This is a genomic window from Rhodovibrio salinarum DSM 9154, assembly GCF_000515255.1.
Taxonomy (GTDB): Bacteria; Pseudomonadota; Alphaproteobacteria; order Kiloniellales; family Rhodovibrionaceae; genus Rhodovibrio; species Rhodovibrio salinarum.
On record NZ_KI911559.1, the window covers coordinates 2,062,305 to 2,083,859 of the forward strand.

Here is a 21,555-nt window from a genome sequence, read left to right on the forward strand (position 1 = left end):
AATGATTTTGGACAACACCGCAGGAGATCAATGAAAAACCGGTGCTGGTGCGTATGAAAGACCAGAGATAACGCCGGAACGATGGGGAACTGACCGATTTTTTGTCTGTGGGGCCGAAGTGATGAAACGTTGTTACCCGGCGGTCGCCGGCAACGACACGCCCAGCGTGGCGGAGAGGCGATGCCAGCCGTCGCGGTCTGCCGGCAGGCCAAAACGTAGCAGCTCAGAGCGTTCCGGGAACGCCCGCACCCAGATTCCGGCACGTGCCAGCCGGTCGTGCCAAGCAGGTGCCTCGACGCTCTGGACCAGGACATAGAGCGGGGTGCCGCCGACCACCTTGAACCCAGCCTGGCTCAGCAGTGTCTGAAGGCGCTCGGCCTCTTGGCTCAGGCGCACGCGCATTGCGGTTTGCCAGGCGTCGTCGGCCAAGGCCGTGCGACCGACGGCGAGCGCAGGCCCCGACACCGCCCAGGGGCCCAGGTCACAGCTCATCTCGTGAGCCAGCGCCGGCGGGCAGACGGCGAAGCCGAGCCGTACCCCGGCCAGTCCGAAGAACTTGCCGAACGAGCGCAGCACGACGAGCCCCGGCCGGCTGCCCCAAGGCCCAACGGAGATGTCCGGGGCGACGTCGGCGAAGGCTTCGTCCACCACCAGCGTGCCGCCTGCCGTGGCCAGGCGGTCGGCGAGTGCGATCAGTCGGGCGGGATCCGTGGTGCGGCCGTCGGGGTTGTTCGGATTGCACAGGATCAGCGCCGGGCGGGCGGCGCCCGACAAGGCGTCAAGGGCGGCGTCGATCTCGGAGGCCTCCGTCACGACCGCCCCGGCGGCCTTCCAGGCGGGGGTGTACTCGCCGTAGGTCGGCCCGATCACGGCCGCGTGGTCGCTGCCCAGAATACGCGGCAGCCGTTGGATCAGCGCCTGCGTCCCCGGCGCCGGCACGAGAGTCGCGGGATTGGGGACACCGTACGCCCGGGCGGCGGCTTCGGTCAGCGCTGTCGTATTGTCCGCCTGCGGCAGGGCGGTCCAAAGCGCCTGCGGCAGGTCGGGCAGGGGATAGGCGTGCGGGTTGATCCCGGTCGACAGGTCGATCCAGCCGTCCGCCGGTATGCCGTAGCGCGCCCGGGCGGTGGCCAGATTGCCGCCGTGGGCGATCGGTGTGCTGTCTTTGTGGTCCGACACGTTGCCGCCCGTCGCCTAGTCCAGCTTGCGCGCGACCATGTCCAGGCGGTCCTGGCCCCAGAACGGCTCACCGTCGACGATGTACCAGGGGGAGCCAAACACGCCGCGGTCGATCGCCTCGCCGGTCATTTGTTCGACTTTCTGGGCCATTGGCCGGCCCTCCGCTGTCTGGATCAGGGCATCGGCGTCGTGACCGGTTTCGCCGGCGATTGCATGCAGGGTTTCGCGGTCGAAGACGTCGCGCTCCTCCGCCCAGCAGGCCTTCAGGATCGCGTGCGCCAGCCTCAGGGGATCGCCGCCCTGCTCCTCGGCGGCGTAGATCGCGGCGCAGGACAGCAGGTCCGGCACCGGGAAGTGCGCCGGCTGCTTGGTGAGCGGCAGACCGCGCGCCTGCGACCAGCGGTCCAGTTCGACGAAGCGGTAGTCCTGGCGCGGCTGCGGGCGTTGAGCTGGCGGCACACCGCCGGTCTCTTGGAACACTGTCTTAACCTGGATCGGGCGCACGTTGATCCGCGCCCCGGTGTCCTGTGCGACCCGCTCCAGTTCCGCGCTGCCCAGATAGGCGAACGGCGAGATGGTGAAGAAGTAATAGTCGATCGTCTTCGCCATGGTGCGGGCCTGCCCTTTGACTCGTTCGGTTCGCGGCATGGCTTACGCGTCGGCTGCCGTGCTGGCAAGGCACGGCCCCCGTGATCGGCGCGTCAGCGGGCGCGCGCCACCCGGGTTTCGCGGTCGCGGGTGGTGATCCGGTTCACCGCATAGGTCGCGGCGAGCACGATCGCGCCGCCGATCCAGGTCTGCAGCGTGGGCGTTTCGGCGAACACGAGCTGGCTCATCGCGACCCCGAACACCGGCATCAGGACGTAGAAGGGGATCACGGTCGCCACGGCATAGCGGCGGTAGAGCGAGAACATCCAGACGTGCCCGACCAGCGAGACCACGAGGGCGGAGTGCAGCAGCACGCCCCACTGCAGCCAGCCGGCCGTACGGATCGCCTGCCACTGTCCGTCTTCGAACATGAGCGAGAGCAGGCCGAGGGGCAGGATCGCGCTGATCGCCATCCAGCCGTTCATCGCGAACGCGCTGACCCCACGCAGGGCGCGGGCGAACATCGTGGCGAGGGCATAGCTGAACGCGCTGACCGCGATCGCGCCCAGGGCGGGCAGGTCGTTCACCAGCGCGGGGTCGAAGGCGATCACCACCACGCCCGAGAAGGCCGCCAGGATCGCGATCCAGGTAGCCCAGCCAACGGGCTCCTTCAGAACCAGCAGCCCCAGCAGCACGGCGAATGGGACCGACAGCTGCGTTCCGATGATGATCGGGGCGACCGTATGGGTCAGCATCAGCGCGAGGTACATCGCCGCGTAGACCGCCGTGCCCATCGTCAGGCAGAAGCCGGCCAGGGCCGGCCAGCGTGTGCGGTCCGGAAGCTCGAACCGAAATAGCGGGATCAGCGCCAGGGCCAGAATCGCCGAGCGCAGTGCGGCGAAGGCGAACGGCGGGAAGTGGCCGACGCCCAGCTTGCCGACAACGTAGGCGCTGCCAAAGACGGCCATGATCAGGATCACGGAGAGGAGGTCGCGCGGGGCCATGGGCGCGCAGACTAGAGGGTATGGGCGGCGGCGTCCCGAGTTGTCTCGCGCCGCGGCGGTGCGAACCATGGCTGAAACAGAAGCTTCACATGTCTGAAACCAAGCTGTCCTGCGGGCCGGCCTAGCTTCCGCCTCGTTCGCTATCCGGGTGCTGCGCAAAGGGGGCGGGTATTTTGGGTGCCCGAAACCCGCGCTTAGTGTTACACGAGCATGGGCTCAAAACACATAAGATGCGCCCGCATCACATAAGGGAGGACTCGAGGGATGCGCACTTCAAAGCGTTGGCTTGCCGCGTTGACGACCACCGCCATCGTCGGCGTTGCGAGCGCCGCGCAGGCGGAGCCGATTACCATCGAATTCTGGCATGGCCTGGGCGGTGATACCGGCAAGGCGCTGGAGAAGATTACCGACGGCTTCAACGAGAGCCAGGACGCCTATCAGATCAAGCCGGTCTACAAGGGCAACTACACCGAAACGATGACCGCGGCGATCTCCGCGTTCCGCGCGCAGGAGCAGCCGGCGATCGTGCAGGTGTTCGAGGTCGGCACGGCGACCATGATGAACGCTGAGGGCGCGATCTACCCGGTCCACCAGCTGATGGATGACCAGGACGTGGCGTTCGACGAGGACGATTACATCCCCGCCGTCGCCTCGTACTACACGACGACCGACGGCGAGATGCTCTCGATGCCGTTCAACAGCTCCTCGCCGGTGATGTGGTACAACAAGGACGCCTTCGAGGCTGCCGGGCTGGACCCGAACCAGCCGCCCGAGACCTGGAGCGAGGTCGCCGAGTATTCCCGCAAGATCATGGACAACGGCTACGAGTGCGGCTTCTCGATCGGCTGGCAGTCCTGGGTCGCCATCGAGAACTTCTCGGCCTGGCACAACAGCCCGATCGGCACCAAGCAGAACGGCTTCGGCGGTCTGGATACCGAGCTGGTGTTCAACAACGATCTGGTGACCCGGCACATCGCCGACCTGCGCGAGTGGCAGCAGGAGGGGATCTTCCAGTACGGCGGTCGCCGCGGCGAGAGCCTGCCGATGTTCATCAATGGCAAGTGCGCCATGTGGCTGAACTCCTCGGCGTATTATGGCGGGATCAAATCGCAGGCCGACTTCGAGTTCGGCCAGGCGTTCCTGCCGCATTACGCCGACGTCGAGGACGCGCCGCAGAACTCGATCATCGGGGGCGCGACGCTGTGGGTGCTGCGCGGCAAGGATAACGAGCAGTACCAGGGCGTGGCCCGTTTCTTCGATTACCTCTCCCAGCCGGAGGTGCAGTTCACCTGGCACCAGGACACCGGGTACGTCCCGATCACTACCGCGGCGTACGAGCTGGCCCAGGAGGAGGGGTACTACGAGGAGAACCCGGGCACCGATACCGCGATCAAGCAGTTAAGCCTGAACGAGCCGACCCCGAACTCGAAGGGGCTGCGGTTCGGCAACTTCGTGCAGATCCGCGACGTCATCAACGAGGAGCTCGAGGCGGTCTGGTCCGGCGACAAGTCGGCCGAGGACGCCCTCGATTCCGCGGTTGAGCGCGGCAACCAGCTGCTCCGCAAGTTCGAGCGTCAGAACGCGAGCTAACGCCGTTCCACGTACGCGGATGAGCGCCCGCATGGCCAGCTACGGTCGTGCGGGCGCGTCCCGCTTCGAGGGTTCGGGGTAGGTCCGTGTCGGTAGCTTCCTCTCTGCCGTAAGGGAGAGAGGGCACATCCTTTCGCGCGATCATTCATTTCCACGGGCGCCATGCTCAAACGTGTTCACTTCAAGCACCCGGTGTTGCCCTACCTGCTGGTTGCCCCGCAGCTTGCGGTCACGCTGGTCTTTTTCATCTGGCCGGCCGGGCAGGCCCTCTGGCAGTCGATGTTGGTGGAGGACGCCTTCGGCCTCTCGACCGAGTTTGTCTGGTTCGAGAACTACCTCGCCCTGCTGTCCGACCCGCAGTACCTGAATTCGATCAAGGTGACGGTGGTCTTCACGGTCTCGGTCACGGCGCTCGGTATCGGCTCGGGCTTGTTTCTGGCGAGCATGGCCGACCGGGTGATCCGTTTCGCCACCGGTTACCGGACGTTGCTGATCACCCCGTATGCCGTGGCGCCGGCGGTTGCGGGCGTGTTGTGGCTGTTCATGTTCAATCCCACCGTGGGTATCCTGGCCTATCTGATGCACGGCCTGGGGATCAGCTGGAACCCGCTGGTCAACGGGTCGGACGCGATGGTCATGGTGATCATCGCGGCGGCCTGGAAGCAGATCAGCTACAACTTCGTGTTCTTCCTGGCGGGGCTGCAGTCGATCCCGCGATCCCTGATCGAAGCGGCGGCGATCGACGGCGCGGGGCCGTTCCGGCGGTTCTGGACGGTGATTTTCCCGCTGCTCTCGCCGACCACTTTCTTCTTGATGGTGGTTAACCTCGTCTACGCCTTCTTCGAGACCTTCGCGACGATCCATGCCACCACCTCCGGCGGGCCGGCGAATGCGACCAACATCATGGTCTACAAGGTCTACCGCGATGGTTTCGAAGGGCTCGATCTGGGGTCGTCGGCGGCGCAATCGGTGGTGCTGATGCTGATCGTGATCGCGCTTACGATCATCCAGTTCCGCTACGTCGAAAAGCGCGTGGAATACGGGACGTGAGGGGCGCTGAACCATGATCGAACGCCGCCGCGGTCTGACCATCTTCTCCCACGCCGTGCTGTGGGGCGGCATCCTGACCGTGATCCTCCCGGTCTATCTGGCCTTCGTCGCCTCGACGCACCCGCTGGAGGACGTGCTGAGCGCACCGATTCCGGTACTCCCGGGCGACCAGCTCATCGAGAACTATACGGCCGTGCTCACCGGCAGCGTCGCCAACTTCGGCAGCGCGCCGGTGCTGCTGCTGCTCGCCAACTCGCTGGTGATGGCGTTGGGAATCTCGATCGGCAAGATCGCTATTTCGGTGATCAGTGCCTATGCGATCGTCTATTTCCGCTTTCCCCTGCGCCCGCTGTTCTTCTGGTTGATCTTCGTCACCCTGATGCTGCCGGTCGAGGTGCGGATCATTCCGACCTACGAGGTCGCCGCCAATCTGTCGCTGCTGAACAGCTATCAGGGCTTGATCCTGCCGCTGATCGCCAGCGCCACCGCGACCTTCTTGTTCCGGCAGTTCTTCCTGACGATTCCCGATCAGATGCTGGAGGCGGCACGGATCGATGGCGCCGGGCCGATCCGCTTCTTTATCGACATCGTCCTGCCGCTGTCGCGCACCAACATCGCCGCGCTGTTCGTGATCCTGTTTATCTACGGCTGGAACCAATACCTCTGGCCGCTTCTGATCACCACGGATCAGGACATGGGCACCATCGTGGTCGGCATCAGCAACCTGGTTCAGGTGACGGAGGCCGAGCCGCGCTGGCCCTACGTGATGGCGACCACGGTGTTGGCGCTGATTCCGCCGGTGGTGGTGATCGTGCTGATGCAGCGGCAGTTCGTGCGCGGGCTGGTCGAACAGGAAAAGTAACCCTACCCAACGCTTGGATTACGTGAGTGAACGCCATGGGCGAAATCGGTATCCGCGAGGTCCGCAAAAGCTTCGGCAAGACGCCGGTGATCCACGGGATCGACCTGGACGTCGCCGACGGCGAGTTCATCGTCGTGGTCGGCCCGTCCGGCTGCGGCAAGTCCACGCTTCTGCGCATGGTTGCCGGGTTGGAGGAGATTTCGCAGGGCGAGATCTCGATCGCCGGCAAGCGCGTCAACGAACTGGAACCCAAGGAGCGCGGCATCGCGATGGTGTTCCAGAACTACGCGCTCTATCCGCACATGAGCGTCTACGCCAACATGGCCTACGGCCTGAAGATCGCCCGCAAGTCGAAGGACGAGATCGACCGCCGGGTGCAGGAGGCCGCGCGGATCCTCGCGATCCAGGACTATCTGGAACGCCGGCCGGGCCAGCTGTCCGGTGGGCAGCGTCAGCGGGTGGCGATGGGCCGGGCGATCGTGCGCGATCCCAGCGTGTTCCTGTTCGACGAGCCGCTATCCAACCTGGACGCCAAGCTGCGCGTGCAGATGCGCCTGGAGATCAAGCAACTGCAGCGCCGTCTGGGCACCACCTCGCTCTATGTCACCCACGACCAGGTGGAGGCGATGACGCTGGCCGACCGCTTGGTGGTGATGAATGGCGGAGTCGCCGAACAGATCGACACCCCGCTGGAAGTCTATCAACGCCCGGCGACCCGCTTCGTGGCCGGTTTCATCGGATCCCCGGCGATGAACTTCCTGGACGCCGAGGTCGCCGATGGCGGCGACGTCCGTCTCGCCTCGATGGCTCAGCCGCTGGCCCGCCACCACAGCCTCGCCAACCATGCCGGCCGGTCGGTGACGCTGGGCGTACGCCCGGAGCACATCCGCCCGACCGTGAACGGCGAGTCGCCGGGCTTTCAACTATCGGTCGATCTCGTCGAGACCCTGGGCGCCGACACCCTGGCCCACGGCCGGGTCGACGACACGCCGCACGAACTGACCGCCCGTCTGCCGGGCACGCACCAGGTGGCGGAAGGCGACCGCGTGCCGTTGATGGTCGAACCGGAGTCGCTGCACCTGTTCGACCGCGACAGCGGCCAGCGGCTGGCGGGGTAGGGGGCATCCGCGCGACTGGAACCGCGTTTGCATCGCCGACTCCATGGCGTGCATGCGGGCTGTATTAGCTTCGTTGTTTTCGTCGCGATCGAGACTGCAGAGTCGCGTGAACCCGGCAACGATATCCACATTGCACAGTCTAGGGTTTTGGCGGCTTCGCGCGGGTTGTGCACCGTATTCACGTTTTCCACAAGAAGGGTGCCCCACGATCTTGTGGTTGACACCAGTGGCAGCGCTACAGATAGTGCTCAGTACAGTTTGTGCCGCTGTGAAGGGATACGGGTGATGGCGACGAACCCACCGAAAGGCGACGGTAAGCGCAACGGTGCGGTGCGCGGACGCTCGCAGGTTCAACATCCCGATGGACGGTGGACAAAGCGAGACACAGAGACTGGCCGGTTCATGGACCGGAAGTCCGACAACAAGCCTTTCAAAGGTGTCCGGCGCGAGAAATAGGCCGACACCAACAATGGACAATCTGACTTCCTAACCGGCGGGAAATGGGTTTTCCGCGGCACGGGTGGAGTCTGTCTTTTAGACCGGGGGTACAGGAGCAATGAGGATCCAGCGCCGCTTCACCGAGGCCGGGCAGGATGTCTACGAGTCGATCGGTTTCCGCGAGACGTCGAGCGAGATTCGGAACCCGGACGGCTCGGTCGTGTTCCAGGCCGAACGTGTCGAGGTGCCCGAGCACTGGAGCCAGGTCGCCAGCGACATCCTGGCCCAGAAGTATTTCCGCAAGGCCGGCGTGCCGGCAGCCACCAAGGCGGTCGAGGAAACCTCGGTGCCGTCCTGGCTGTGGCGCCGCGTGCCGGACGAGCAGGCGCTGGAGTCCGTCCCGGCCGAGCAGCGCTACGGCGGGGAGACGAGCGCCCGCCAGGTGTTCGACCGGCTGGCCGGCACCTGGACCTACTGGGGCTGGCAGGGCGGCTATTTCGACGGCGAGGAGGACGCGCGCGCCTTCTTCGACGAGATGCGCTTCATGCTGGCCAACCAGATGGCCGCGCCGAACAGCCCGCAGTGGTTCAACACCGGTCTGCACTGGGCCTACGGCATCGACGGGCCGAGCCAGGGCCACTACTACGTCGACTACAAGACCGGTCAGGTGAAGCCCTCGGACAGCGCCTACGAGCGTCCGCAGCCGCACGCCTGCTTCATCCAGTCGGTCAACGACGATCTGGTGAACGACAACGGCATCATGGACCTGTGGGTCCGTGAGGCGCGCCTGTTCAAGTATGGCTCCGGCACCGGCACGAACTTCTCCAAGCTGCGCGGTTCCGGCGAGCGGCTGGCCGGTGGCGGCAAGTCGTCCGGTCTGATGTCCTTCCTGAAGATCGGCGACCGGGCGGCCGGCGCGATCAAGTCCGGCGGCACCACGCGCCGGGCGGCCAAGATGGTCACGGTCGACATCGATCACCCGGACATCGAGGAGTACATCGACTGGAAGGTCGTCGAGGAGCAGAAGGTCGCTGCCCTGGTCGCTGGCTCCAAGGCCGCGCGCAAGCACATGAGCGAGGTCATGGAGGCGATCAACGTCGCCCGCGACCACGGCGAGGCGGCGTTCGATCCCAAGCGCAATCCCGACCTCAAGAAGGCGATCAAGGACGCGCGCAAGTCGCACGTGCCGGAGAACTACGTCCAGCGCGTGATCCAGTTCGCGCGCCAGGGCTATACCCAGATCGCGTTCAAGACCTACGACACCGACTGGGACAGCGAGGCCTACCTGACGGTCTCCGGCCAGAACTCCAACAACTCGGTGCGCCTGACCAACGGCTTCCTGGAGGCGGTCGCGAACGACGACGACTGGCACCTGACCAACCGGGTCGACGGCTCGGTCGTGAAGACCGTCAAGGCGCGCGAGCTGTGGGAGAAGATCGGGTATAGCGCCTGGGCCTGCGCCGATCCGGGGCTGCAGTACGACAGCACGATCAACGAGTGGCACACCTGCCCGAACTCCGGGCGGATCAACGCCTCCAACCCGTGCTCGGAATACATGTTCCTGGACGATACGGCGTGCAACCTGGCGTCGCTAAACCTGATGCAGTTCCGCCACGCCGACGGCTCGTTCGACGTCGAGAGCTACGAGCATGCCGTGCGGCTGTGGACCATGGTGCTCGAGATCTCGGTGCTGATGGCGCAGTTCCCCTCCGAGGAGATCGCGCGCCTGTCCTACGAGTACCGCACCCTGGGCCTCGGCTTCGCCAACCTGGGCGGGCTGCTGATGGCCAACGGCCTGTCCTACGACAGTGACGAAGGCCGGGCGTTCGCCGGCGCGCTGTCGGCGGTGATGACCGGCGTCGCTTACCGCACCAGCGCGGAGATGGCGGGCGAGCTGGGTGCCTTCCCGGGCTATGCCCAGAACCGCGAGCCGATGCTGCGGGTGATGCGCAACCACCGCCGGGCCGCCCATGGCGAGAGCCAGGGCTACGAAGGCCTGTCGATGGCCCCGGTCGCGCTCGACCTGGCGAACGTGCCGACCGCCGATCTGGCCGAGGCGGCCAAGCGTTCCTGGGACGCGGCGGTGCAACTCGGCGAGCAGTACGGCTACCGCAACGCCCAGGCGACCGTGGTCGCGCCGACCGGCACGATCGGCCTGGTGATGGACTGCGACACCACCGGCATCGAGCCCGACTTCGCGCTGGTGAAGTTCAAGAAGCTGGCCGGCGGGGGCTACTTCAAGATCATCAACCGCACCGTGCCGGAGGCGCTGCAGACGCTGGGCTACGACGACGGCCAGGTGGAAGACATCATCCGCTACGCGGTCGGCCACGGCACGCTGCAGGACGCGCCCTACGTCAACCACGAGAGCCTGAAGCAGCTCGGCTTCACCCAGGCCGCGCTGGAGGCGGTGGAGAGCGCGCTTGCGAGCGCGTTCGACATCAAGTTCGCCTTCAACAAGTGGACCCTGGGCGAGGAGTTCTGCACCAAGGTGCTGGGCTTCGAGCAGGCGCAGCTGAACGACTTCAGCTTCGACATGCTGCAGGCGCTCGGCTTCACACGCGATCAGGTCGACGCCGCTAACACCTACTGCTGTGGCGCCATGACGCTGGAGGGTGCGCCACACCTGAAGGTCAGCCACTATTCCGTGTTCGACTGCGCCAACCCCTGTGGGCGCAAGGGCACCCGGGCGCTGTCGGTTGAGAGCCACATCCGGATGATGGCGGCGTCGCAACCGTTCATCTCGGGCGCGATCTCCAAGACGATCAACATGCCTCACAAGGCCGGCGTGGAGGATTGCAAGGACGCCTACATGCTGTCCTGGCGCCTGGGGCTGAAGGCGAACGCGCTGTACCGCGACGGCTCCAAGCTGTCGCAGCCGCTGTCCAGCGTGATGGCTGACACCGACCTCGACGACGTCGACGAGGAAGTCGAGGAGATCGCCGAGGCGCCGACCGCGCAGAAGGCCGAGCAGGTCGCCGAGCGCGTGGTCGAGCGGATCGTCGAGAAGCGCGCCCAGCGCGAGCGTCTGCCCGACCGGCGCAAGGGCTACATCCAGAAGGCGGTGGTCGGCGGCCACAAGCTCTACCTGCACACCGGCGAGTACGACGATGGCAGCCTGGGCGAGGTGTTCATCGACATGCACAAGGAGGGCGCGGCCTTCCGCTCACTGATGAACAATTTCGCGATCGCGATCTCGATCGGCCTGCAGTACGGCGTGCCACTGGAGGAGTACGTCGACGCCTACACCTTCACCCGCTTCGAGCCGGCCGGCGGCGTGCAGGGCAACGACCGGATCAAGTTCGCCACCTCGCTGCTCGACTACATCTTCCGCGAACTGGCGATCTCCTATCTGGGCCGCGACGACCTGGCCCACGTGGGCGGCGACCAGACGGCGCCGGACGAGCTCGGCCGGGGCGAGGCGGAAAGCCAGCGCGAGCAGGTGGCGGAGACGGTTCGCCGCTACGCCTCGACCGGCTACGTCCGCTCCTCGCTGCTGGTCTACGACGGCGGCCGCGGGGCCCAGGCAACCGGCACCGACGGGGCCGTGGCCGAGGCTCAGGGCGCCACGACCTACGCCGCGACCCGCGAGACGGTGAGCGCCAGCACCCAGACGGTCACCACCGCCAGCCGTGGCGCCGCCAATGCGGCACTCGTCGAGGAGCCGGTCAGCGAAGCCGGGGAGAAGAACCGCGAGCGTGCCATGCAGGCCCGCCTCAAGGGCTACGAAGGCGACGCCTGCGGTTCCTGCGGCAACTTCACCCTGGTGCGCAACGGCACCTGCATGAAGTGCGACACCTGCGGCTCGACGAGCGGGTGTAGCTGAGGCCGCTTTCGCTAGGTCCGCAACGGCGCGAGGTTTGTCCTCAAGCGGCGTTGCGGACTGCCTCACTTCACAAGTGGCGCGAGGTTTATCCGCAGCGGCATCTGAAATGTCGTCAACCGAATCTGCGGTACGGCCTAGGTCACAATCCCCCGGACATCGGCTGGTTGCTGGCCCGCTACCGCGAAGCGCGCGCGGCGTTGGAGGCGGCGGGCGTGGGCCACGTTCCCTGCATGAACGACACGTTGGCCGGCAACTTCATGCTGAACGACCGCCAGGAGATCATGCTGGTCGATTTCGAGTACGCCTCCAACAATGATCCCTTTTACGAGCTTGGGCTTTGGTTCGGCGAGATGTTCTTCCCGCCGGAGATCGAGGCGGAGCTGTTGGAGGAGTATTTCGGACGTCTCGACCCGCAGATCGAGGCGCGGGTCTGGATCGGCAAGGCGCTGGCCGACATGAAGTGGTCGACCTGGGCGATGGTGCAGAGCTGCGTCTCCAAGCTGGACTTCGATTTCCACAAGTACGGCGTCTGGAAGCACATGCGCGCCCGGCAGGTCATGCACGATCCGCGCTGGGAGAGTTGGCTGCGCGCGGTCTGAGCATGACCGGGCAAGAGGCCGCGACGCCCGTGGCCGGACTCTCTTCCGCTGCGGTCGGCAACATGCGCGGCGGCCTGAACATGGTGACCGTTGCCTCCTAGACGCTGTTCGTCGGCTGTGGGATCGGTGGTCTCGGCATTGAGCAGGCGTACGCACCATCTGGCCGTTCTATTGCGCCATCCTGGTAGCTCTGATGCTGGTCACCGACGTACCGGCAGTCTCGATGTGGTTGCTAGGTCTGATCGAATAGGGGAAAGCGATATCCGATGCTGAGCAAGCTGTTGATGACCGGCGCTGCGGGCGGCGTGGGCGCGGCGTTGCGCCCGCTGCTGGCAGAGTTCGCGACGTCCGTCGTGCTGTCGGACGTGACCGAGATCACCGACTTGGCAGCGCATGAGTCTTTTCAGCTCTGCGACTTGGGCGACAGCGGGGCCGTGGCGGCGCTGTTTGATGGGGGCGTGGATGGTGTGATCCATCTGGGCGGCGTCTCGGTCGAGAAGACGTTCGACCTGATCCTCAATGCCAACCTCGTTGGCGCCTACAACCTGTTCGAGGCTGCCCGCCATCACGGCCAGCCGCGGATCATCTTCGCCAGTTCCAACCACACGGTCGGCTACTACCGGCGCGACGAGCAGCTGGATAACACGGTGCTGCCGAAGCCGGACTCGCTCTACGGCGTTTCCAAGGTGTTCGGCGAGAGCCTCGCCAGCATGTATTTCAACAAGTTCGGTCAGGAATGCCTGTCGGTGCGCATCGGCTCCTGCTTTCCGAAGCCGGCGGACCCGCGGATGCTGGCGACCTGGCTGGCGGTCGAGGATCTGGCCGACCTGTGTGCGTGCGCCTTTGCCGCGCCCCGGCTCGGCCACACCATCGTCTATGGCGCGTCCGACAACGCCGAAAGCTGGTGGGACAACCGGAACGCCGATTTCCTGGGCTGGCGGCCGAAGCATAGTTCCGCGAAATGGCGCGCCGAAGTCCTTGCGTCGGCCAGCCGCCAGGACGCGCGCGATCCGGCGGTGATCTATCAGGGCGGTGGGTTCGTGGCTGCCGGACATCCATCCGACAAAAGTTAGAGCCGCGAGCAAGGGTATCCACCTTGCCCGCGGCTCTTACTCTCAGGTTTATCGGATAGGGCGCGTCCGCACCGCCTGGGTGGTCGGAAGGGCGCCGGTCCGGCCGCTTATCCCTGCAGCTTCTTCGCTTCTTCCAAGACCTTCTCGACGTGGCCGTCGACCTTGACCTTGCGCCAGGCCTTGCGGACCACCCCTTCGGAATCCAGCAGGAAGGTCGAGCGCTCCACGCCCATGGTCTTCTTGCCGTACATGTTCTTCTCCTTCCATACGCCGAACGCCTGGGCGAGCTCCTTGTCCTCATCGGCGATCAGCGGGAAGGGCAGCTCGTGCTTGGCCTTGAACTTGTCGTGGCTCGCAGCCGTGTCCTTGGACACGCCGACCACGTTGATTCCGGCGTCCGTGACGTCTTCCCAGGCGTCGCGGAAGCCGCAAGCCTCCTTGGTGCAGCCGGGCGTGTCGTCCTTGGGGTAGAAGTAGATCACGGTCGGCCGGCCCTTCAGGTCGGCCAGCGACAGCGTGCCGCCGCCATCGCGGGGCTTCGAGAAGTCCGGGGCGGGATCACCGACGTCGATGGTCATGGTGAGGCGTAACTCCTTGTTATTGAATGACTGATATGAACGTCTCAGGCGGGCTCGGAAGAAACGCCGGAGGGCGTCTCGACGATCTCGGCGAAGATATGGCGCACCCGTTCGGCCGTGGCCACGAGCTTGTCGCGCAAATCCGCGAAGTCGGATGCGCCGACCGCCTGGGCCAGGCGCTGACGTACGCCTTCCGGGGCGGTGTCCTCGTCCACCGCCTGGCCGGCGGTCAGGCGCTGGATGCCCTGAATCTGGCGCATGAAGCGGGTGGCGGCGATCAACTCGTCGGCCAGGTCGCGGTCGAGCTTGCCGGCCTGGGCGAGCTTGTCGAAGGCGGCTTGGGTGTTGCCGTCGATCACCTCGGCCGTGTCCTGGGCGTGGGTGAGTTGTAACGCTTGGGCGGTGAACTCCAGATCCACGATCCCGCCGCGCAGATGCTTGACCTGCCAGATCGTGCTGGCCTTGTGCTCCTGGGCGATCCGCCGGCGCATGTCGGCGGCGTCCGCCAGCAGCTTGGTGCGGTCGCGCGGGGCGGTCAGGACGCCCGTGATCGTTTCCCGCAGCCGTGCGCAGAGCGCCGGGTCGCCCAGGATCGGGCGCGCGCGGGTCAGGGCCATGTGCTCGAACGTCCAGGCCTGTTCCTGCTGGTAGCGCTGGAAGCCGTTGAAGGTGACCGCGATCGGCCCCGAGGCGCCGGACGGGCGCAGGCGCATGTCGACCTCGTACAGTTTGCCCTCGCCGGTTGGCGCGGAGATCGCGTTGATCAGCCGCTGCGCCAGACGGGCGTAATAGCGCGTCGGTTCCAGCGGCTTCGGGCCGTCGGATTCCTGGTCCTTATCCTCGGCCTCATAGACAAAGATCAGGTCCAGGTCGCTGGAGATCGTCATCTCCCGGCCGCCCAGCTTGCCCATTGCGACCACCGCCATGCCGGGGCCGGGCAGGCGGCCATGCTTCTCCGCGAAGTCCGCCTGCACATGCGGCCAGACGCCTTCCAGCGCGACCTCCGCGATCTCGCTCATCGCCCGGCCGACCTCGTCGACGTCGGCGGCGTGCTCCAGCAGGTGCACGCCGACTTGGAAGCGCCGGTCGTTCGCCCAGCGCCGGCAGATGTCGAGCACATCCTGAAAGTCGCGCGCGTCCGACAGCAGGCCGGTCAACTCGTCTGACAGGGCGTCGCGTTCCGGGATGCTCTCGAAGAAACCCGGCTGCAGCACAGCTTCCAAGAGGCCCGGATGGCGACTCAGATGGTCGGCCAGGGCCGGCGCGGCGCCCACGATCGAGGCCAGCAGTTGCAACAGCCGCGGGTTGGCGTAGAGCATCGAGAACAGCTGCACGCCGGCCGGCAGGCCCGCCAGGAACTCATCGAACTTGGTGAGCGCGCTGTCGGGATGCGACGTCTTGCCGAGTTCCTCCAACAACGCCGGGATCAACTCGGTCAGGAACTCTCGCGAGCGGCGCGAGCGGGTCGCCTTGTAGCGGCCGCGATGCCAGGTGGCGACGACGTGGAACACCTTCTCGCCGTCCTGGAAACCCAGGGTGGCGAGCGTTTTGAGCGTTTCCGGGTCAGGCTCGCCGCCGGTGAATACCAGGTTGCCCGGCCCGGACAGCGACGGCTCCTCCTCGAACAGGGCGGCGTAGCGGTCCTCCACCGTATGCAGGTGGCCCAGCAGTTCCCGTCGGAAGGAGTCGCTCTCGGGATAGTTCATGAACCCTGCGATCTCGTCCAAACCCGCATCGTCCTCGGGCAGGCTTTGCGTCTGCTGGTCTTCGACCATCTGCAGCCGGTGTTCCAGCCGGCGCAGGTAGGCGTAGGCATCGGATAGCGCACGGGCGTCGTCGGGATCGATGTGCCCGGCCTTGGCCAGCGCCGCCAACGCCTCCTGCGTGCGGGGGCTGCGCAGGCGCTGTTCCCGTCCGCCCCAGATCAGCTGCTGGGTCTGGGCGTAGAACTCGATCTCCCGAATGCCGCCCCGGCCGAGCTTCACGTTGTGGCCGGCGACCGTGACCGTGCTGCCGCCCTTGTGCGCGTAGATCTGCCGCTTGATCGAATGGACGTCCTGGATCGCCCAGAAGTCGAGGTGTTTGCGCCAGACGAACGGGCGCAGCACCTGCAGGAACTGTTGTCCGAGCGCGATGTCACCGGCGTGGGCGCGCGCCTTGATCATCGCCGCGCGTTCCCAGTTCTGGCCCAGGCTTTCGTAGTAGGTCTCCGCCGCGTCGAACGACAGCGCCAGCGGCGTCGCCGACGGGTCGGGGCGCAGCCGCAGATCGCAGCGGAAGACGAAGCCATCCTTGGTCCGCTCCTCGAGCAGACGCACCAGTTCGCGCGTGATGCGCACTGCGACGTCGTGGAAATCCTTACTCCCAGTATAGGGCGCGCGGTCGGGATCGTGGATCACGATCAAGTCGATGTCGGAGGAGTAGTTGAGCTCTCCCGCGCCCAGTTTGCCCATCGCCAGCACTGCGATGCCGCAGCCCTGCGTCGGATTGTCCGGGTCGGCGATCTCCCATTGGCCGCGTTCGGCGTACTTGCGTATCTGGCTGGCAAGCGCGGTGTCGACGGCCGCGTCCGCGAAAGCGCTCAGCGCCGCCGTCACCTGGTCCAGATCCCACAGCCCGGCGATGTCGGCCAGGGCCACACCCAGCGCGGTCAGGCGCCGGCACTGGCGTAGCACACGCATGCAGGTTGCGGGGTCGTCGGTATCCGCTTCCGTGCGCACGCGCGTTAGCTGCTCGGCGAGCACCGCGTCCGGTCCCCGTTGCAGCAGGTCGCGGAAGCCCGCGAGGTCCGCCATGGCACAGTCGCTCAGGAAGGGCGAGTTGGAGAAGATGCCCTCCAGGAGCGCGCGGCCGTCCGGGTCGTTGGCAAGTGCGCGACAGAACTCTGCGAGTTCGGTGTCGTCCAGCCGGGCGACACGCTCCTGCCAGTGCTGGAAGCCGAGGTCGACCTGCTGCTGGTTGGTGGCGCGGGGCAGGTTGTCGGCGCGGTAAGGAAGGGGGTGGCCAGCGGTCATCTGGGGGTCCGGCGTGTGGCATCGTAAGGGGAGAGCGTGCGAAGGCCGTGACGTGGGGTCAAGGCATCTAGGCGACGATGTATGCGTCATGCGAACCTAAGAGGGATGGTTAAGCGTACGACCCGCATTTTTCTCGACCTCATCGGCGGCCTGGCCGCGCTCACCCTGATCGTGGGCGGCGTATTGGTGTGGCGTTTGGCGCAGGGCCCGGTGCAGCTTGATTTTCTGACCCCCCGCATCGAGACGGCGCTGAGCGAGGGCAGCGGCGATTTCGACATCGACGTCGGCACCACGGTTCTGGCGTGGGAGGGCTGGCCCGAGACGTTCGTTTTGCGGGTGCGTGACGTACAGGCGAGTCGCGATGGGCAGCCGGTGGCCAGCCTGCCGGCATTGGACCTACGGCTCAGCCTGCCGGCCCTGGCCCAGGGGACGGTGGCGCCGACGGCCGTGACCGGCCGCGGGGCGACTCTCACGATCGTGCGCGATGCCGAGGGGGTGCGCTTCGGCGGGGATGCGCCGACGGCGGAACGGCGTTCGACAGGTCAGGGTGTTTCAGCCGTCGTGCCGGCGCTGCTGACCGACCTGATGGCGGAGCCGGGCCCGGACCGGCCGCTCAGCTATCTGCAAAGCCTGCGCGTCGTGGGCACGCGAATTATCCTGCGCGACGAGACTCTGGGCGTGGTCTGGGTTGCGCCCGATGCGTCCGTGCAACTGCGCCGGACGGAGGCCGGACTCGACGGACAAGCCGATCTCGCGGTGGCGCTTGGTCGCGAGGACCTGCACGCGCAGGCAGAGATCGCTTACGTGCGCGGTAGTGGTCGGCTGGACGTTTCCGCGGGCTTCGATGGCTTGCGCCTGGACGCCTTGGCCGCACGCCTGCCGCAGCTGGCCAAGGCGCGGGAAATCGCACTTCCGCTCTCAGGTCGGGCGGAGGCGACGCTGGCGCTATCGGGCGAAATCCGCGCGGCCGCGGCTGAGGTGACCGGCGGCGAAGGCACGCTGGCCGTGCCGGAGCTGCTGCCGGAACCGCGACCGGTTCGCAACCTGCGCGCCAAGGTCAGCTATGATGCGGTGGCCCGGCAAGGCAGTCTGGAGACCTTCGAGGTCGCCTTCGGCGACGCTCCGGACGGCGGTCCGACCATCACGGCCAGCGCGTCGGCCCAGATGACGCCGGCGGGCGCCGGCGTGGCCAACGTCATGCTGTCCGCGACAGGTTTGAACCTGGACCGGTTGGGCGACTACTGGCCGGTCGGGATGGCGGCCAACGCGCGCGACTGGGTGGTTCCCAACATCCGGACCGGCACGGCGGAACGCGCCGAACTGACCGCGGATCTGCGCATGCCGGCGGAAGGCGGGCTGGAATCGATCGAGCTGGCGGAGCTGAACGGGCAGATCGATTACACGGGCCTGGACGTGCACTACCTGCGCCCGATGCCGCCCGTGACCGACGTGGCCGGCACAGCCAGCTTCACTGCGGACCGTTTCGACCTGCAGATCGCAGGCGGCCGGTTGGGGGATCTGACGATCCCCTCGGGCGATATTGCCATCACCGGCATGCAGGACAGTGACCAGTTCATCGACATCGCCTTCGGTCTTCAGGGTCAATTGCGCCAGGCGCTGCAGTTGCTCGACCACCCGCGGCTCGACCTGCTGGATCGGCTCGACCTTAACCCCGACAGCGTTTCGGGTCAGATCGACCAGGGGAAGGTGACCTTCGCCTTCCCGCTGATCGACGCGCTGACGTTCGAGCAGACGGAGGTCCAGGCCGATGCCGAGCTGTCCGATGTCGGCGTGGCGGACTTCGTGCTGGGCCAGGACGCGAGCGATGGCGATCTCGATCTGTCGGTCAATAAGACAGGCATGACGGTGACCGGGCCGGTGCGCCTGGGCGGCGTTCAGGTTGAGGAGATGACCTGGCGGGAACGCTTCGAGGCCGATGCCGAGGTGGTCACCCAGATCGACGCCGAGGTTCCGGCGTTGTCGGCGCCTGCGCGCGCCCGCCTGGGCGTCGAGACGCGGCCCTACCTGGACGGTCCGGTCGGGCTCGACGTCACCTACCGGTCGTTCCGGGGCGCGCGCTCCAGCGTGCGGCTTGGCGCCGATCTAAGCCCCGCGCGCGTTGCGCTGGAAGCTGCACAGTGGGTGAAGCCGCCGGGCAATCCCGGGCGCCTTGACGCCACGCTTAATCTTGAGGACGGCGCCCCGGTTGCGCTTACCGAGGTCGAGGCTTCAGCGGTCGCGCAGGATGGCAAAGAACTGCGCGCGACAAGCGGCAGCGCGCGGCTCTCGGACGGCGGCCGGCGGCTGCAGCGCGTTCAGCTCGCAGAACTACGTCTGGGCCGGAACGATCTGCAGGAGCTAAAACTGTCGCGCACCGAGACCGGCTGGTCGGCGGAGATTGGTGGTGGTGTGTTGGATCTGGCGCCCTATCTGGAGACCGCGCTGGCAGGCGCGCGGGATTCCGGCGCCGACGTCGACCGCCCCCCGACGCTTGAGTTGCGGCCATCAGACCTGCGGCGTGTTCACTTTGCCCGGGATCGCTATGTCGAGAACGTCACGCTGTCGGCCCGGCGCGGATCGGAAGGCTGGTGGCGGGCGATCCGGATCGCGGGAGAAGCGCCTGCGCGTTTCGCCCACAAGGACGCGGGACGCGCCGGTGGCGCGCGTCCGTTCGATCTGAGCTACGGCCCGGGCCCGAATGATGGTCCACGGCAATTGAAGGTTCATGCCGCCGACAGTGGCGCCATGCTGCGGGCGCTCAACATCTATGACAGCATCGAGGGCGGAACGATGCGCATCGACGGGACCGCCCGCAGCTCGTCGCCATCCAGCCCGCTCGACGTCCAGGTACGGATCAGCGACTTCCGTCTGGTCGATGCGCCGACCATGGCGCGGATCCTCACTCTCGGCTCCTTCACCGGTATTCGCAACGTCATGCAGGGAGAAGGCATCACCTTCCAATCCCTGACCGGGAAGGTTGTGTACGATCGCGGCCAGCTCACCACGGATCTGCTGCACGCTTATGGTTCCGCGTTGGGTGTAACGCTTCAGGGCGCGGTTAATCTGGATTCAGAAGAACTCGATCTGAGCGGCGTGGTCGTGCCGGCCGCCTCGACGAACAGGGTCTTGGGCAACATCCCGGTGTTGGGCACGCTGCTGACCGGTGGGGAGGGGCAGGGGCTGTTCGCCGTATCCTATGCGGTTACGGGAGCGCTCGGAGAGCCGAACGTGTCGGTGAACCCGCTGTCCGCCCTCGCGCCCGGCTTTTTGCGTGGCCTGTTCGGGCGACTGGGCGACCTCAAGCAGAGCGAGCCCAACCCCGATTGGCCGCCCAAGCGCCCGAACAATTAGCCTGGGGGATGCGACAAAAAGGCGGTTGCATAGTTCGCAAATTCACTGCCGTTTGGTAGTATAAAGCCCTTCGTGGTCACCTCAAACGGAGGGAAGAATGGCTGACAACACCATGAACCACATTATAGAGAACTCACCAGAGCAGGTTGTCTACAAGAAACCCAGGCTCACTTACCCGGGGGGTCCTTCTTTGGCTTCTGCTGCGTTACCTTTCATAACTTGCGCTCGAACTCATCTTCGTCTTCCGCGCAGCCGTGTTCGCGGGCGGTTTTGACGAATTTCTCTCGTTGCCTTTCGCTAGTGCTTTTCGGCTTGCTATTTGATGTCTTCTTCGCCCGAACGCCCTGAATATGGCTTTGTCGCCTATATTGATGAGTCTGGCGACGACGGCTTGGCCAAGGTGAAGCCTATTGACGAGAACGGCTCGAGCGAATGGCTCGTCCTCGCAGCGGTTGTCGTTGATGCGGAGAACGAGCGGGAGACGATCCAATGGGTACGAAAGATCATTGGTAACTTCCGAAACCACCAACGATGCGATCTTCATTTCTCTGGCTTGAACCCTGCAAAAAAATTAGTCACGTGCAAATCGATCGCTGATCTGCCTGTCCGGTGCTTCGCAGTCGCCTCGAACAAGAAGAACATGAGGGGATACACGAACCCTAATGCCGCAAAAATTCCATCCAAAAACTGGTTCTACTGTTGGATGACTCGTATCTTACTCGAACGGGTAACACACTTCGTTGAAAGTAAGTCTATTGATAAGTATGGCAGCGTCAAGAAGTTGAAAATTGAATACAGCGAGCGGGGCGGGCTCTCTTACTCCCAGATGACTGCCTATTATGAATGGCTGAAGATGAAAAGTTCAGCCAATAACCTCTATCTACCGCTAGGTGACCTTGCTTGGAGCGTCATGCACCGAGACTTGCTCGACGTCTACAACCACACAGAACGTGCAGGGCTACAACTCGCTGATGCAGTGGCGGGCTCCGTGTTCAAGGGATGTGATGTCTACGATACAGGTGCATGCGATCCGCAGTTTGCAATGGCATTGGGTAAAAGAATGGGCCGAGCACCAGACACAGCAACTGGCCAAATTTCGGGCTACGGACTTAAACTCATGCCGAACATGCGAAAGGCCCAACTCCGGCCAGAGCAAGAAGCCATATTTCGCCATTATGGCTACCCGAAAGAATGGTGGGCCCCGGCCCCGTCTAATCCATCGGCCTTTTAGCCCAGCGGTCTCCTAAGTACCGAGCGTCCTATGGACGCCGTGGGACTGGCTACC

At 65.4% G+C, this 21,555-nt stretch carries 14 protein-coding genes; 9 read left to right on the plus strand and 5 right to left on the minus strand.

The genetic code is table 11. The features are described 5' to 3' along the window. Positions 1-132: 132 nt before the first annotated feature. The 3 genes from cobD to RHOSA_RS0109590 form a co-directional block, all read right to left on the minus strand. Complete coding sequence (cobD, locus tag RHOSA_RS21655; protein WP_037256010.1) at positions 133-1,179, minus strand: threonine-phosphate decarboxylase CobD; 1,047 nt, start codon at positions 1,177-1,179, stop codon at positions 133-135. A 15-nt stretch (positions 1,180-1,194) separates the two neighbouring features. Then, on the minus strand, positions 1,195-1,788 hold the full coding sequence (locus RHOSA_RS0109585) for a 2-hydroxychromene-2-carboxylate isomerase (RefSeq protein ID WP_027288489.1): 594 nt from the start codon (positions 1,786-1,788) through the stop codon (positions 1,195-1,197). Between the two features lie 92 nt (positions 1,789-1,880). Continuing rightward, a complete protein-coding gene (locus RHOSA_RS0109590; protein WP_027288490.1) occupies positions 1,881-2,771 on the minus strand; it encodes a DMT family transporter in 891 nt (296 codons plus the stop codon). Between the two features lie 264 nt (positions 2,772-3,035). Between RHOSA_RS0109590 and ugpB the strand changes: the two genes are divergently transcribed. The 7 genes from ugpB (at position 3,036) to RHOSA_RS0109630 (ending at position 13,327) form a co-directional block, all read left to right on the plus strand. Then, on the plus strand, positions 3,036-4,361 hold the full coding sequence (gene ugpB, locus RHOSA_RS0109595; protein WP_027288491.1) for a sn-glycerol-3-phosphate ABC transporter substrate-binding protein UgpB: 1,326 nt from the start codon (positions 3,036-3,038) through the stop codon (positions 4,359-4,361). Positions 4,362-4,523: 162 nt separating this feature from the next. Then, on the plus strand, positions 4,524-5,411 hold the full coding sequence (gene ugpA / locus RHOSA_RS0109600; RefSeq protein WP_027288492.1) for a sn-glycerol-3-phosphate ABC transporter permease UgpA: 888 nt from the start codon (positions 4,524-4,526) through the stop codon (positions 5,409-5,411). 13 nt (positions 5,412-5,424) lie between these two features. After that, positions 5,425-6,273: a sn-glycerol-3-phosphate ABC transporter permease UgpE gene (gene ugpE / locus RHOSA_RS0109605; RefSeq protein ID WP_027288493.1), complete on the plus strand. Its 849-nt coding sequence runs from the start codon at positions 5,425-5,427 to the stop codon at positions 6,271-6,273. Positions 6,274-6,308: 35 nt separating this feature from the next. Then, positions 6,309-7,391, plus strand: coding sequence for a sn-glycerol-3-phosphate import ATP-binding protein UgpC (locus RHOSA_RS0109610; RefSeq protein ID WP_027288494.1), 1,083 nt, complete (start codon positions 6,309-6,311; stop codon positions 7,389-7,391). Positions 7,392-7,947: 556 nt separating this feature from the next. After that, positions 7,948-11,655: a vitamin B12-dependent ribonucleotide reductase gene (locus RHOSA_RS0109615; protein ID WP_027288495.1), complete on the plus strand. Its 3,708-nt coding sequence runs from the start codon at positions 7,948-7,950 to the stop codon at positions 11,653-11,655. Further along, positions 11,652-12,254, plus strand: coding sequence for a phosphotransferase (locus RHOSA_RS21660; protein ID WP_081728621.1), 603 nt, complete (start codon positions 11,652-11,654; stop codon positions 12,252-12,254). The genes RHOSA_RS0109615 and RHOSA_RS21660 overlap by 4 nt, the downstream gene beginning before the upstream one ends. 266 nt (positions 12,255-12,520) lie before the next feature. After that, complete coding sequence (locus RHOSA_RS0109630; RefSeq protein ID WP_027288496.1) at positions 12,521-13,327, plus strand: NAD-dependent epimerase/dehydratase family protein; 807 nt, start codon at positions 12,521-12,523, stop codon at positions 13,325-13,327. Between the two features lie 107 nt (positions 13,328-13,434). Here the strand turns inward: RHOSA_RS0109630 and bcp are convergent, their stop codons facing one another. Next, entirely contained in the window at positions 13,435-13,905 is a 471-nt protein-coding gene (gene bcp / locus RHOSA_RS25095) for a thioredoxin-dependent thiol peroxidase (RefSeq protein WP_027288497.1), read from the minus strand. Positions 13,906-13,949: 44 nt separating this feature from the next. Further along, positions 13,950-16,919 (minus strand): bifunctional [glutamine synthetase] adenylyltransferase/[glutamine synthetase]-adenylyl-L-tyrosine phosphorylase, encoded by a 2,970-nt coding sequence (locus tag RHOSA_RS0109640; protein WP_037256013.1) that lies wholly within the window; start codon positions 16,917-16,919, stop codon positions 13,950-13,952. A 105-nt stretch (positions 16,920-17,024) separates the two neighbouring features. Between RHOSA_RS0109640 and RHOSA_RS0109645 the strand changes: the two genes are divergently transcribed. Together RHOSA_RS0109645 and RHOSA_RS24700 are read left to right on the plus strand one after the other, a co-directional pair. Further along, positions 17,025-20,270: a YhdP family protein gene (locus tag RHOSA_RS0109645; RefSeq protein WP_027288499.1), complete on the plus strand. Its 3,246-nt coding sequence runs from the start codon at positions 17,025-17,027 to the stop codon at positions 20,268-20,270. Positions 20,271-20,592: 322 nt separating this feature from the next. Next, complete coding sequence (locus tag RHOSA_RS24700; RefSeq protein WP_081728622.1) at positions 20,593-21,501, plus strand: DUF3800 domain-containing protein; 909 nt, start codon at positions 20,593-20,595, stop codon at positions 21,499-21,501. The last annotated feature ends 54 nt before the right edge of the window (positions 21,502-21,555 follow it).